10 protein-coding genes and 1 pseudogene are annotated in these 15019 nt (G+C 58.2%); all 11 read right to left on the bottom strand.

Annotated features, from left to right (window positions below):
- Positions 1-188: 188 nt before the first annotated feature.
- Complete coding sequence (locus P9228_RS24810; protein WP_063169260.1) at positions 189-2060, bottom strand: acyltransferase family protein; 1872 nt, start codon at positions 2058-2060, stop codon at positions 189-191.
- An 83-nt stretch (positions 2061-2143) separates the two neighbouring features.
- Positions 2144-2704, bottom strand: a complete 561-nt coding sequence (locus P9228_RS24805; RefSeq protein ID WP_063169261.1) for a CpaD family pilus assembly lipoprotein — start codon at positions 2702-2704, stop codon at positions 2144-2146.
- Positions 2705-2716: 12 nt separating this feature from the next.
- Positions 2717-4138, bottom strand: coding sequence for a type II and III secretion system protein family protein (locus P9228_RS24800; protein WP_063170365.1), 1422 nt, complete (start codon positions 4136-4138; stop codon positions 2717-2719).
- A 71-nt stretch (positions 4139-4209) separates the two neighbouring features.
- Positions 4210-4896 (bottom strand): response regulator transcription factor, encoded by a 687-nt coding sequence (locus tag P9228_RS24795; protein ID WP_063169262.1) that lies wholly within the window; start codon positions 4894-4896, stop codon positions 4210-4212.
- Between the two features lie 805 nt (positions 4897-5701).
- Positions 5702-5870 (bottom strand): annotated as a pseudogene (locus P9228_RS24790) (transposase); the annotation flags it as partial.
- Positions 5871-6584: 714 nt separating this feature from the next.
- Entirely contained in the window at positions 6585-7619 is a 1035-nt protein-coding gene (tdh, locus tag P9228_RS24785) for an L-threonine 3-dehydrogenase (protein WP_063169264.1), read from the bottom strand.
- A 65-nt stretch (positions 7620-7684) separates the two neighbouring features.
- Positions 7685-8698, bottom strand: coding sequence for an adenosine kinase (locus P9228_RS24780; protein WP_063170366.1), 1014 nt, complete (start codon positions 8696-8698; stop codon positions 7685-7687).
- Positions 8699-8798: 100 nt separating this feature from the next.
- Positions 8799-9974 (bottom strand): methionine adenosyltransferase, encoded by a 1176-nt coding sequence (gene metK / locus P9228_RS24775; RefSeq protein ID WP_063169265.1) that lies wholly within the window; start codon positions 9972-9974, stop codon positions 8799-8801.
- 57 nt (positions 9975-10031) lie between these two features.
- The gene (glyA, locus tag P9228_RS24770) at positions 10032-11369 is read right to left on the bottom strand and encodes a serine hydroxymethyltransferase (RefSeq protein WP_063169266.1); all 1338 of its coding nucleotides are present in this window, start codon (positions 11367-11369) and stop codon (positions 10032-10034) included.
- A 37-nt stretch (positions 11370-11406) separates the two neighbouring features.
- Complete coding sequence (locus P9228_RS24765; RefSeq protein ID WP_082826567.1) at positions 11407-11751, bottom strand: helix-turn-helix domain-containing protein; 345 nt, start codon at positions 11749-11751, stop codon at positions 11407-11409.
- Positions 11752-12807: 1056 nt separating this feature from the next.
- Complete coding sequence (locus P9228_RS24760) at positions 12808-14742, bottom strand: HrpF/NolX family T3SS translocon protein (RefSeq protein WP_024505366.1); 1935 nt, start codon at positions 14740-14742, stop codon at positions 12808-12810.
- Positions 14743-15019 lie beyond the last annotated feature (277 nt).

Genomic DNA, 15019 nt, shown 5'->3' with positions numbered 1-15019 from the left:
TCCACATGGCAGCCTAAAGTCAAAAACGCCTATCAGTCGCCTCGCCCTGATCGAGGACAACCTGTTGAAGCTCCACACCTAGGTCACTATCGGGGGGCCTTAAACCTGAACAGCTCCATCGTCGCGGCTGCTGCGGAAGCAGGAGCTATCACTGGGACCCGTACTGGTGCTTGTCAGCCGCTGAGCCGCTACTTCGTCTTAGGAAGAGCATTGTCCTTGCCAAAAGCCGGCCAGTATTTCGAGATTGCCAGTGTGGCGCCGGCTGAAGAGAAATGACCATAGTCGAAATATAAAAACTCTCCTCTATCGAAATAGGCGCAGCGTCCTGCGCTGCACAGGAATTTCAGCGGATCGATGAATGTGGCGCCTTTGGTAAATGAGCGCACACGTTCGTTGACGTCGGGGTCCATCGCGATCGGCCAGGACGTATCGTCCAGATTTTGGCGCTTGGCGAAGAACGCAATTTTCCGGACGTCAGTTGGGAACTGCGGAGACTGGCCGATGACAAACACGCGCACGCCCAGGGCACGAAGCGTAGCGATTGTTTGCTGAAGACCGTCGAAACCTCTGACCTCATAGTCACTCCATCTACCGCTGAGGATAACCGTCTTGATGTCCGCTTCCAAGATGACGTCCAAGGCCTTGCGATTGAACCGGACACAATCAAGACGATCGTACGGGTAGTAATAGAGTATCGGCGCGCAGCTGGCGTACGTATATTCAACGATGTTCGCCTGCAATCGATTTATGTTAGCACCCAAGCCGGAAACATAGTGCGCGGCGAAGGAGTCGCCCCACAAAAAAACCGTTGTTGGAAAACCGCTGGTGCGCGTGCAATCCTCCATATTCCAGCTTTCGATCCGGCTGGTGCCCTCGTTGAAACAGATGCCATTCCTCCAGTCCCCGACGGAAATGCGCCGCTGGACATAGTCCGGAAACCGTTGCGGAAAGCCGTTGCCGAGCGCCCCCGCCGCTCCGCCGGCACAAAGGACAACGATCGCGAGCGCTGAAAAGGCGAAGATAGGCCCCGGGGAGGTGAAGGCCCTCTTCTGTCGAAACGGCTGCTCTACAAACTTCCAGGAGAATGCAGCCAATGCGAGGCTTGCCACCAACATCGCACCGGTCATCAACGGATCGAGTTTTTGGAACGAAAGATAGTGCGCGAACGCATTGAGAGGCCAGTGAACAAGATACAACGAATACGAGATGAGCCCAATCCAGACCAGCGGCCTGACTTCGAGCATGCGGGTGGCGACCGTCGAGGGGGTATTTTGGCCAACATAGATCAGAAGGGCCGTTCCGATGCATGGATACAAGGCGTTGTAGCCTGGGAACGGATCACTCGCCGAAATCGCGAAGAACCCGATGGCGAGAAGGCCAAATCCGGCCACCCCCACCGACTCCATCAGGAGTCGGTTGCCCAGCGGCGAGGGGCATTTGAGCATGAGCAGGGCGCCCAACATGAGTTCCCAGATTCGGGTCGGCAGCAGATAGAATCCGGCGGTGGGTGCCAGCGATGTCGCCATCACCGCCACTACGAAGCTGCAGAGAATTATCGGAAGAAGTGTCGTCAGCCAGCGCTTCCCGATGTAGCGATAGATTAGGAACATCAGGATTGGTGCGAAGATGTAGTACTGCTCCGCTACGGAAAGCGGCCAAGTGTGCAACAGTGGTAGAAGCGCGGCATCGATAGAGAAGTAACTTGACGTTTTCCAGAAGAAAACGTTCGACCAGAAGGTCGAGGTAGCTATGATGCTAAGACTGAATCCGCGCAGATCCGGTGGCAGAAGAATGAACAATGCCGCAATGCAGGTGAGAAGCATCACAAAGACGAGCGCCGGCAGAATGCGCCGGGCACGGCGCCAGTAGAAGTTGACGATGGAAAATTGGCCGCGTTCAAGGTCATCCAGGAGGCTTCCGCTGGTTAGGTAGCCGGAGATGACGAAGAAGATATCGACCCCGCTAAAGCCACCCGGGATCGCCGAAATTCCGAAATGAAAGAGTACGACCGGAAGTACAGCAACGGCCCTAAGGCCCTCGATATAGCGCCTATATTGCATCCAGCGGTTCCTTTTATTTTAGATCAGGACGCGATTGGAAGCTTTCAATCTCCGGTAGGAGTGCTGCCGAGATAAGGGCGGTATCAGCCACCTTTATCCGTCCCGAATGTTCTGTAAGTTGCAACTGGTACAGAAGCACGATCGCCATCGCCGGCCTTGACGGCCTGATTGTCGAGCAGATCGCGCGGATCGTTGACCATCACGGCCAGGTTATGTCCTGTCGAACAACCAAGCGGCTGTTTGAAGGATTCTTCATTGGGTAAGGCACCATATGAGGGACAGACCGGCGGACGGGCGTGATAGACAATCGCCTCAATTCGCACTGAGCCGGCGTCGTGTTGATCGCGCAATTGAATGTTGTCTTCTTCGATTGCCAACTGCCTGGCCTGATGGGCTACCCCTGCGCTGAGCTGGGGCGAACCGCTGATGAGGAGGTGGATGGCATCGAACCGGCCGCGACTGGCCTTGTCTAGGAAAACACGCAAACGCTGCCGTTCGGAAGCGCGCAGGCTTTGCAACGTCAGGACGGTGGTCTCCTCTCGGACAAGCATTGGTGCCGATGGTTCGACATCAACTGGCGTAGTGCTTGTGCAGCCACTTACGCTTGGTGCCAGAGCGACAAAGAGGATTATAAAACGCAACATCTTTGGATGACACTATTCGATGATGAAGCCGAGACCGCCCTGGGCGCTTGGCGCGCCCGCACGGATAGCAGCGCGGTCTCGCGGGGGACTTGTCACGGAATTCGTCGGAGCGCCCCCTCCGTTCAAAGCCGGTGCCGCCCGCTCGGTCGGTGCGCTCATCTGGTTTGGGTTGGAGCCTGGTCTTACAATGTAAGGCGTAACTAGAATGACCAGTTCTGACTCCTCTTTTTGAAACGAGGTCGAGCGAAAAAGCGGTCCCAGGATCGCCAGTTCTCCGAGCCAGGGAAAGGCCCTGACATCATTGTTGACGTTCCGCCTGATTAGACCGCCGATTGCGAAGCTCTGGCCGCTGGCGAGTTCGACGACCGTATCGGCTCGGCGCGTGGAAACTGCCGGCACGGAAATTCCGTTGATTTGCACGGCACCTTGCGTCGACAGTTCACTGACTTCGGGCGTTACGTGAATGTTGATTTGATTGTTGCTGAGAACTGTCGGCACAAATTCCAGACTGACGCCGAAGTGACGGAATTCAACCGATACCTGCCTGTTTTCCTGCAGGACAGGAATGGGAAATTCGCCGCCCGCGAGAAAGCTGGCCTTTTCACCCGACATAGCGGTGAGGTTCGGCTCAGCCAGGACGGAAGCTATATGCTCCTTGGCGAGCGCGTCGAGAACCGCGCTGACGTTGACGGCACCGTTGTCGAATCCGATTTCTGCTGTACCGCCACCCTGGGTTGAACCAGACCCAGCGCTTGCAGCGCTTCCGCTTAGAACGCCCACTTTGAAATTGCCGATTTGACCGAAGGCGGACAAGTTGACGCCGAGTGACTTCATGGCGCTGCGTGAGACTTCGGCTACGCGCACGCTGAGGTTAACTTGCAGGGATCCAGCGACCTTGATGTTGTTGACGACTTGCGCTCCGTCGCCCAGATATTGCTCAGTGACTCTTTTTGCGGTGTCGGCGACCTCTGCGTCGGGCGCCGTCCCGCTAAGGATTGCGCCGCGCGGCGTATAGTTGACGCGGATGGGATAGTCGCCGACCTGCTCCCGCAACATGGCGCGTAAATCCCCGATCGGTTGCGTGACAACGATACGCAATTCGGCGAGAGGCTCGCCATTGCCATCCAAGGCGAATAGGCTGGTCCGCCCCGATTTCTTGCCAAAGACGAAGATTGTTTTGCTCGATGGCGCCTGAAAATCCGCGATCGTGGGGTCAGCAACAAAGATGGTCGTGGCTGGCCCGGGCAGATGAACGGTCTCCCCGAGCGAAGAGGAAAGGGTCAGCGTGGCGTTGATGCTATTCGAAGCCGCATGCGGCGGGCCTTTGTCCTGCTTGTTTTGCGCCGCGACACCAAGTGGGAAAGTCACAATAAGCGCGCAGAGGAGATGGCCCAGGTAACGGGGCACTGCAGGTCTTGTAACCTTGTTGGCGATCGCCCGCCAATTGAGCGCAGCGCAAGGATGTTGAAGGATCAGCAAAATAGATCTTCTTTCGATTCGACAAACTATGCGGACGAGGCGTCAGTCAATTCTAGGATGTAACCAATGCCTCGGATGGTCTTGATCCGTGGCGTTGCACCTGATCTGGTCAGATGTCCCCGTAAACGATAAATTCCGACTTCAAGCGCGTTGGCAGACACGTCGTCGTTGAATGAATAGAGGTGATCTTCCAATTGCGCACGGGGCACGATGCGGCCTGCCCGGTTAAGCAGGTGCTCTAGAACACAGAGTTCGCGACGTGCGATCATCATTGGGTGCCCATCAACGAAAACCTGGCGGGCGACCGGATCAAAGTCGAGATTGCCAAATACGAGCCTCAGGTCGGTCATCTGTGTCGCCCGGCGCAGAATGGCTCTCATTCTGGCAATAAGCTCATCGGTAGAGATGGGTTTGAGCAGAAAGTCGTCCGCACCACCGTTGAAGATCGCAATTCGCTTATCGAGATCGTTAAGGCTGCTCATAATGACGGCAGGAACTGAATGCCCGTGGGTCCTCAACTGCCTCAGCCAACCCAAGCCATCGCCATCTGGCAGAGCCAATTCCAGCAGGAGAATTTCATAGCTGGCGCAAGAAAATGCACTCGAAGCCAGTTCCAGAGTACCAACGACATCAACGACGAAGCCGCCATCCCCGAGCGCAAGTCGCATGGCGCGCGCAAGATCCGCATGATGATCCACGAGCAGCGTTCGCATTTCATCTCCTCTCGAAGAGGGACGGCCCATCGAACGCGTCACCGGCGGCCATCTGATCGGAGCACACGGCGCGCAACTCGTCGCAGCTCTCGGAACTGGTCCGAGTCGGAGGGACATGCAAGTCGCTCGGTGGCAATAGGCGCGGGTGAGGACCAACTGACGGGCTCAAATACGCCGGTCGGCGAACCCACGAGGCCAGCAACCCGCGTGCGATTTCTCGTTGCATCATCTCTCCTACGTGCAGCCCCTGCGCTCGCAAGGCAGCGTCGCGGCTCAGAGCCCGATTCCCACAGAGGGTAGGGTTAGCTTTCGAGAAACTGATTGAACAAATCGATTATTTGGATCGAATGCATCCACGGTATGGATGCAGCGCACCATCTTCAACGACTGCGGCGTCCTGATGCACTGTTGTGTCTGTCGTGCTCTGCTTTTTTCGCTGTCCTTCAAGGCTGGCGAGCCTGGTGGAACCTGCGCGTCATTGGCTTGGTAGCTTGAATGCTCAACAACGGAGCGCCCTGCGCAAAGCCGCTCTCATTTCCAAAAAGCCTTGCAATCTGGTTGGAGCACTTCGCGCTCGACACCAAAATAGGCGAGGAAAACTGACGTCTGACAGGGATGTACATGCAACAGCCGATTTGCGGCACCAGCAAACGACCGCGTTCAGGCTGAAGATCGACGACCAACGGCTCCTCGATTTCCGCACTTTTACAAGCTCTTCCTGTGCGGGCGGATGCCGGCAAACAGCAGCACAGGGTCAGCGAAACCGGGAGCGGGCCTGCTTGATCGCCATGATCACATTGCCGCTGTCGCGCGTGCGGAGCGGAATGCAATCGGTCCAGCCGGCGGCAATCCGGTCAGCACCATCGTCTGCACGAAGCTCCCTGACGAAGACGTGCCCGAATGCGCTCAACAAAGCCGGGCGGCGGATCTTTCCAATCGCCGAAGGTGCGGGCTGGCACCGAGCGGCGAACTGCGAACTCATTCCTGCCCGGCGGCGCTGGCCGCCGCGAGCGTCGATGCGGACCCAGCCGCTCCGAATCCTCCCACAACACGATGAGCGCGTCGCGGACATCGCTGCCGTAACAGCGGCTGCGGCTCTTGCCCGCAGACGGCCTCTGCTCACGACGGTTCATAAGACGGATCGCGCGCTTGCGAATAATAGCCGGTTACCGCCTCGAACTCATCCAGAATGCGCCGCTTGTCAACGCCGCAATAAAGCTCCACGATCGCCGCTTCACCGTGTCGCCATGCTGAGCCGCGCCATCCTTCCCCCGAACCGGAATGGCACGACCTGTCCATCCCCTTTGGAACAGGACACTATTGGTAACATTTTGCTTGAGGCAATGCGGCTCGTTGCCTTCCTTTTCGCTGACCGGAAGGGTACCGGAAGTCGTCTATCGCATCTTACCCGCTGAAAGCGGCAACACCTCGACCTCAATCGCAGATCATAGGAAATAGACGATCGCGTCGGGGCCTCAGCATCGGTTCACCGGGTTTCCGTCATCGACTGAAGCGAATTGCCCCATCGACCGTCACCGGGTGGGCCGCGATACGTCGCCGTATATGATTAGCGAGCGCACGTAGCGGAGCCATAGCTCTCCACCCAGCCATGTTCCCCTAGTTGGAAAATGTCCGGCGGACCAGAGGTGCTGTCGTCAGCTTTTCCTGAATAGCGGCCAAGGCAATCCCTACCAGTCCATCACCACCTTGCCGGAACTGCCGCTCTTCATCGCATCGAAACCGATCTGAAAATCGTCGATGCCGATGCGGTGGGTGATCAGGCCGGAGACATCCAGCGGACCCTGCACAAGCGCGATCATCTTGTACCAGGTTTCGAACATCTCGCGGCCGTAGATGCCTTTGAGATGCAGCATCTTGAAGATGACCTTGTTCCAGTCGATCTCGAAGCCGGTCGGCGCGATGCCCAGAATGGCGATCTTGCCGCCATTGTTCATGGTGTCGATCATGTCGCGGAAAGCGGGGGCGGCGCCTGACATTTCGAGGCCGACGTCGAACCCCTCGGTCATGCCGAGCACCGGCATGACGTCGCGCAGCTTCTCCTTCGAGGCGTCGACGACATGCTGGACGCCGAGTTTCTTGGCTAGCGCCAGCCGCACCGGGTTGATGTCAGTGATGACCACTTTGCGCGCGCCGACGCATTGGGCGACGAGCGCGCCCATGATGCCGATCGGCCCGGCGCCAGTCACCAGCACGTCCTCGCCGACCAGATCGAAGGACAATGCGGTGTGGACGGCATTGCCCAAGGGATCGAAGATCGCGGCAATCTCATCGGGCACATCGTCGGGGATCGGCACGACATTGTGCTGCGGGATCGCCAGATACTCGCCGAAGGCGCCTGGACGGTTGACGCCGACGCCGAGCGTGTTGCGGCACAGATGCCCTCGCCCGGCGCGACAGTTGCGGCAATGGCCGCAGACGATGTGGCCTTCGCCCGATACACGCTGGCCGACCTTGTATTCGGTGACCGCTGCGCCGAAATCGGCAACGGTGCCGACGAATTCATGGCCCGTCACCATCGGCACCGGCACCGTCTTCTGCGCCCACTGGTCCCAATTGTAGATGTGCACGTCGGTGCCGCAGATCGCCGTCTTCTTGATCTTGATCAGCACGTCGTTGGGGCCGATTTCCGGCACCGGCACCTCTTCCATCCAGATGCCCGGTTCGGCCTTGGCCTTCACAAGCGCCTTCATCATGTTCGACATCAGGATTTCCCTATTCCGTGATTGCGCTTCTGGCGAGATAGCCTGCACAACGGGAAGGTAGGCCACTAACTCGTTTGAACGTCCGGAATGGTCAGCCCCGCCTGCTCAGCCTCGCGGCGCAAATTCTGACGGGGCCTGGGGCCGATCTGCTGGATCACCAATCCGGCTGCCAGTGAGCCAAGGTCGCCGCAAGTCTGCAGGTCGCGGCCTTGCGTGTAGCCATGCAGGAAGCCGGCGGCATAGAGATCGCCGGCGCCCGTCGTGTCGACCAGTTCCTTGATGGCGGTCGCCTTGATCACCACGGTCTCGTCGCCGCGCACGATCACCGAGCCTTTTTCCGAGCGGGTGACGGCGGCGATCCGGCAATCCTTGCGGATCTGGGCCAGCGCCTCGTCGAACGACGATGTCTGGTAGAGCGACTTGATCTCGTGGCTGTTGGCAAAGACGATGTCGACCGTGCCCGAGCGCACCAGGTCGAGGAATTCGTCGCGGTAGCGGTCGACGCAGAACGAATCCGACAGCGTCATCGACACTTCTCGGCCTGCCGCGTGCGCCAGCTTCGCCGTCTGGCGGATTGCCTCCTTGGCGCGCGGCGGGTCCCACAGATAGCCTTCGAAATAGGTGACCTTGGCGCCGGACGCCTTGTCGGCTTCGACATCCTCAGGGCCAAGCTCGACGCAGGCGCCGAGATAGGTGTTCATCGAGCGCTCGCCGTCGGGCGTGACGAAGATCATCGAGCGCGCCGTCGGCGGCTCACCCTTGAGCGGCGTGGTGCCGAAGGCGACGCCCTGCGCATGGATGTCGTGGGCGTAGATTTCGCCCAGCGCATCGTTGGAGACCTTGCCGAAGAAGGCCGCGCGGCCGCCAAAGCTGGCGACGCCGGCCGCCGTGTTGCCGGCGCTGCCGCCGGACGCTTCGATCGCCGGGCCCATGCGGCTGTAGAGCAGTTCGGCGCGTTGTGTGTCGATGAGGTTCATCGCGCCCTTGATGATGCCGTTGGTCTCGAGGAATTCCTCGTCGCACTGGGCGATGATGTCGACAATGGCATTGCCGATGCAAAGCACGTCATAATCCGGCATCAAAATCTCCGCCAAAACCCGAGCCGGCTTCTTGCCACGCCGGCCGGGCGTGGTCTCGCGAGTTGAAATGGGTTGCCGCATGCGCTTGATCCAGCCGCCCTCACGCAGCTGCCGGTCCGGCTTCACGCAGCAAATCGTCAGCTTTGTCCGTCTTCTCCCAAGTGAACTCAGGCTCTTCACGCCCGAAGTGTCCGTATGTCGCCGTCTTGCGGTATATCGGCCGTAAGAGATCAAGCATCTTGATGATGCCTTTCGGTCGGAGATTGAAAACCTCGAGAACAAGGCGCTCGATCCTTTTTTCCTCGATCCTTGCGGTTCCGAAGGTATTGACCATGACAGAAACCGGACTGGCCACGCCGATCGCGTAGGCAAGCTGAACCTCGCAGACCTCCGCAAGGCCGCTGGCAACGATGTTCTTCGCGACATACCGGGCGGCATAGGCCGCCGAGCGGTCAACCTTGGATGGGTCCTTGCCCGAAAAGGCACCGCCGCCGTGACGCCCGGTCCCACCGTAGGAATCGACGATGATCTTCCGTCCTGTGAGGCCGCAGTCGCCGGCAGGCCCACCGACCACGAACCGCCCTGTTGGGTTGACCAGAAATCTGATCCCCGAAGTATCCAGGTGGGCCGGCAGGACCGGTTTTATGATCTCCTCAATGACGCCTTCGCGGACCGTGGCTTGTGAGACCGCTTCGTCATGCTGCGTTGACAGGACTATGGTATCCAGCGCCACCGGGCGGAGCCCTTCGTAGCGTACCGACACTTGAGATTTCACGTCCGGACGCAGCCAGCCAAGCTGTCCCGCTTTCCGGACCTCGGCCTGTCTTTTCGTCAAATGGTGAGCGAGTTGGATCGGCAGGGGCATCAATGTATCCGTCTCGTTGCATGCGAATCCAAACATGATGCCCTGATCCCCTGCCCCTTGCCCGAGATCCTGCCCTCGTCCTTCATCAACGCCCTGGCTTATGTCGGGCGACTGCTCGGTGAGGGCCAGAACGACGGCGCAACGTCGACCATCAAAGCCAATCGCATCATCGTCGTAGCCAATATCGAGTATCGTATCGCGGGCGACTTGGCTGTAATCGATGTGGGCATGGCTGGTGATCTCGCCAGCCACAACGACCATCCCCGTCTTCACCAACACTTCACAGGCGACGCGCGCCTTCGGATCGGTGCGCAGGACCGCATCGAGAATGGCATCGGAGATGTTGTCTGCCATCTTATCGGGGTGTCCCGCGCCGACGGATTCGGAAGAGAACACGAACTGCCTGGTCATAAAAATGCCCTCGCTTCAAGTGCTGGAGTTAGTGAGGAGTTTCTGGATTGGGGTGGCTTATCGGTCGGGGATGCCGGGAACATCGAACGCAGTGCAGAAGTCGGCAACGTCTCTTCGTACGCTCGCATGAACTTCCTGGTCATCGGGCTGGCGGCAGACCGAGTCGATGAAAGCGGCGATCTGCACCATCTCCGTTTCGCGCATGCCCATGGACGTCACCGCTGGTGTCCCTAAGCGGATGCCGCTTGTCAGCGCCGGATGCCGCCGGTCGCCCGGGACCATATTGAAATTCGCAATGATGCCTGCACGCGATAAGCGCTCCGCATAGGCTTTGCCTGACAGCGACCGGTCCCGAAGATCAAGGATCAGCATGTGATTGTCAGTGCCCCCGGTGACGAGTTCATAACCTCGCTCCAGAAGTGCCTGGGCCAGAGCCTTGGCGTTGTGGACGATCTGCTGACCGTAGACACGAAAGGACGAGTTCGCTGCTTCCTGCAAAGCGACGGCAAGCGCGGCGATAGTATTCATATGCGGTCCGCCTTGCAGAAGAGGGAACACGGCGCGGTCTATACGTTTGGCCAGATTGTGTTTGCTCTTCGGATGATGGAGGGGCTGATAACGGTCTTCATTCCTTGATAAAATGAAGCCACCCCGGGGACCGCGGATCGACTTGTGAGAGGTGCTGGTGACCACATCGCAATGGGACACGGGGTTCGGATGCACTCCTGCGACAACCAGGCCGCAGATGTGGGCGATGTCAGCCACCAGATACGAGTTCACCTCCGAAGCAATTTCGGCCATTGCCGCGTAGTCAAAAATACGCGGATAAGCAGTTCCGCCGACCCAAATTAGCTTCGGGCGTTCCCGCTTGGCGGTCTCGCGCAAGTGGTCATAGTCAATTTGCTGTGTCTTTTCGTGCAGCCTGTACGGGACGCGCTGATAATCGCTGCCGGAAAAATTGACGGACCAACCGTGAGTCAGATGGCCGCCTTCGGGTAAAGGCAAGCCCATGACTTTGTCACGGGGGCTCAAAAGCGCGCGATAGACAGCCTGGTTGGCTGGCGAGCCTGAATAAGGCTGGACGTTGGCATGTTCACTGCCAAATAGCGCTTTCAGGCGCTCGATCGCGAGGGTCTCAAGCTCATCGACGATCTCGTTTCCGGCGTAGTAGCGCGCACCGGGGTATCCCTCGGCATACTTGTTGGTGAAAATCGACCCGGTCGCTTCCAACACCGCCGAGGAGGCAAAGTTCTCGGAGGCGATCAGTTTGAGAGTTGTCCGCTCCTGACGCTCCTGTCTTAGAAGCAGTTCGTGAACGCGGGAGTCGACGGCGGCTAAGTGAGGCCGCCCGTAAGTGTCGGGCTGCGCGATGGCGCCGCCGGCGGAGTTATCCATGGTAGTCGCGCTCCATTTGGACTGATCTATTTCACGATCAAGCAGGCGGTCCCTTCAACCGCGCGTCTTGTATTGCTTCCAGGCGTTGTAGGTCTCTTTTATGATGGCCATCATCGTGGGGCAGGAGATCGACCACCAATTGAGCCAGCTCGCCATCCTTGCCTCCTGCTTGCATATGGTACGAAGACTGCGGACGTTGTTCGTTGCAGCAAAGAAAGTTGGCTCTGACCAGCCGCCGAACGTGGCGTCGAACCTGCTCGCGAGGCAGACCGGTAATATCGGCCAGCTCGCCGACGGTTAGATCCGCATGCGCGCAAAGGCCCAGGATTCGAAGGCGATCAAGATGCGCTGCCGTCCTTAGGCGATTTACCAGTGTCAACATTGGTTAGCATCAACCCGGACGGGATGCAGCAAGCCGCTAGCCCTTCTATCCCCATCAATCCGCATGAGACCTCTCTCGTCATTTGCTGTAAATCCGCTGGTATGGATGCTAATGGAAGATAGATCACAGTCCTTTCTACGACTAAGACGCCAGATATTGGGGCTAATGTACCACCTGACAGGAGACTACACTCACGAACATTATGTGAATTTTTTTTAACGTTGCTGAGAATCAAGGGGGAGGTTTGGCGAATGTCTCGCCGTCGACTGTCGAATCCTGCCCGACGGGATTATAGGGTGCGTAGCCTGCTTGTCCTTTCCACATGACCAGCGACGATGGGGCGAAGGCGGCAGACATAGCTCTGGAGCATGCTGCGGTATCTTTGGCCTGAAGCCGAGGAAGGCGGACCGTGGCTTCCGCGCCGCTGCCGGGAGCCCGCGAACAGGCCAAGTGGATCAGCCGGGTGTTGCCGTCATAGAGCGTGAGACCCAAAGCTGGCCAGCCGCGCCCTGAGGCTGACGCACCGCTCAGCGTCCACCTTGCTCTCGAAGCCCATCGGCATAGCGCCGATAACGACTTGACCGCGTGCGTGTCGACGAGCGATCGGTGAGCGCAAGGATCGAGGGTGCAGTGCAGGATAATGCTGTTTTAAATCAGCGCTGTTTTCAGCCGACTGCCTTGAGCGTGGCACGAGGATATAGGCCCAAGGCAGGAGATCATCGTCTGCTGTTCGGGAGGCCGCCCTGGGCGCGCGACAGCCGTTCCTTCGGCTGCGCCGCTCCGCCACCATCCGCGCCGTGCCTTCCGGAGACCATTCCCGCTACCGGCCGGCGCCCGTGAAAACCTCGACCCGGCGCACCGGCTCGAGATGGCTGGGCTCAGCGTAACTCTGAAGTCGTCATATACCGAAGTCTTCACAGACTTCGGACATCCCCCTCACAGTCCGATCCAGATGGCGTCAGGAACACCGCTTGCGTTGATGCGGATGAACCCCTGCTTGTGCCACAATGACCCTTATGTCAGCGCGCGAGCCAAAGCTTCCGCGCAAGGCGACGGCTAGGATAAGGCAATGCCGACGAAGGGCACATTGCTTGCCACACTCTGGAATGATGGCATGCTCGGAAGGCCTAGGCTTTGCTCAGGGCCGCCTGCAAGGCGCGCTTTGAGGTTATTCACATAGCCTTCTGCGTAGTCCTGCGCCGTCGAGACCGAAAGATCAATGCCTGCCGCCAAGGCCTCTTCCATCAGGTGCTTTACGAGCCCATTTCGAATGGCCAGCTTGACCTCGGGGCCTGCGATAAGGCCGATCGCCTGCGCGGCCATATTGAGGCCAGCTTCCTCCAGCGCTCGCTTCATATCGCCTCCGTTAATGGCCGTACGCAGGAGATTGGCTGCTTGCGACTCAGCCTCGAGAACCATCGAGGCAAGATCGGCTACTTGTCCGAGGCCCGGAATGAAGCTGAGCAGTCCCACCGCCGTTGCCGCCAAGTCGAGCACTTTCGTCTCGATTTTGAGCACGGAGTCGACGACGTGCATGACGGCCCCGCCGTTCTTTTTGGCTGACTTAATGTCAGGCTGGTCCATCAGGCCCATCTTCATGTCCGCGACGGCATTCTGCTCTTCTGCGGTTTGGGCGCCGTGGGTGATTGGCTGCTGAACGTTGCGGTTCGCAGACGACATGTTTGTGCAAAAATGGGCAAAGTCTTTTTTGCTGATATTGCCGGAATCAACCGTATGCCCGCCGCCAAAGTCGAAGAATTTATGATGGGTCTTATAGCCCGTGATCGAATTGTTCAGGAGGCCAAACAAAAGAGGATCTGAAAGGAGCTGAGAGGCTGCTTCCCGCACTTTCGGATCAAGGCTCTTGTCGTCTTTCATTTTCGCCAGTTTGTCGCGAGTCAGAACACCGCTTCCAAAGAACGTGTCCTGATGGTCCTTGATCATCTCGACCGTATTCAGCTCAGTTTGCGTGAGGCTCATCGACGATGAGGCGACTTGCAGGAAATCCTCTTTGTGCATCTTCCCTTTCGAGCCACCGCACAACTGGTTCCAAGCATCGGGGTGATCGAGGAAATATTGCGCCGCCGCAATGACCTGGGGCGGAAATTTGCCGTTTTTCGATTCGCCGCCGACCATTTTCTTGAACTCATCCAGACTCAGGTCCTTGGACAGATTTTCGGAGTACCGGTAAAACTCCCGCAAGGCATCGCTCAAGGTCATGACCGAAGGCTGCAAACCTCCGCTGCCGTCGGATGGTATGTAGTTCTGCTCGTAGCTTCGCGCTTGGGCTTCCTGAAATGCAGCAACTTGTGGGTGGTGGTTTGAAAATCCGGCCAAGTCCTTGGCGTTGATCTTGCCTCCACAGCGGCCGTCGCCCTGCGAGCCAATCGCATAAAAAAGTCCCGAATCCTGCTGCAGTCCCTGGATCGCCGCTTTCAGATCCGGTGGCGTAGAGGGATCATTGGCTTTGTCGGTCAACGACTTCCAAGTAAGCGGGCATTGGTCCTTGTGACGGTTGAGTACCGCAACAATCTGCAACTCAGCCGTGGTCAGCGACCCACCGTTCCACGTGATTCCGGGGCTCGGCCTGGGAGCCGGCTCGATCTTCGGAGTGACGCCGAGCAGATGTTGGGCTTCAGTCGCCTTGGAGCGTTGCGATTGGTCCTCCTTGAGAGCCGCCCTCATATTTGGCGGCAGCAGATCCAGTGGGTGTTGCTCCAAGCCATTCAATGTCAAGACATCCGGTGCCAGATGGCCCAAAGGGTCCTGCCGCAATTTATCCATTGTCGAATCAAGATTCGACGCTGGCAGATCCCCTTGCGCGAAAGAGCCGGGCTTGTCTGCCAGCACACAAGTGGACAGCATCGCTTCGAAGCACGATGCACTTTGCTGATGCTGGGTCGCAAAATGGGAAACTTTCAGGCCCGGCCAACCCCTTGCGGACTGTAGCGAATTTGAGCGGTAGAAAGTTGAAAGATTACTGGCCGACATTATGCATCCTCAGACGTGACGTTGAAATCCCCACAAGAGACCCCGACAGAAGATCCCTTGCGTTTCACAAAATTCGACAATTCCAAGCGTCGGCAGGTCACGAATGCGCCTGCCCTGCCTTCAATTGCTGTGTTCCGGGCCGGCTCCAAGGTTCGGTCCAACACAATGGCCGGAGTCACCGCGAGAGCTGCCGGGACTCATCATGAGCGGATTAGCTTTCGAGAAACTGACGAGTTTGCGAAGAGTTCACAAAGGGGTAGCCGCAGTCATGTTCTTC

The sequence above is a fragment of the Mesorhizobium sp. WSM4898 genome (assembly GCF_029625845.1).
Lineage (GTDB): Bacteria > Pseudomonadota > Alphaproteobacteria > Rhizobiales > Rhizobiaceae > Mesorhizobium.
This window is presented reverse-complemented; position numbering and strand designations above follow the sequence as displayed.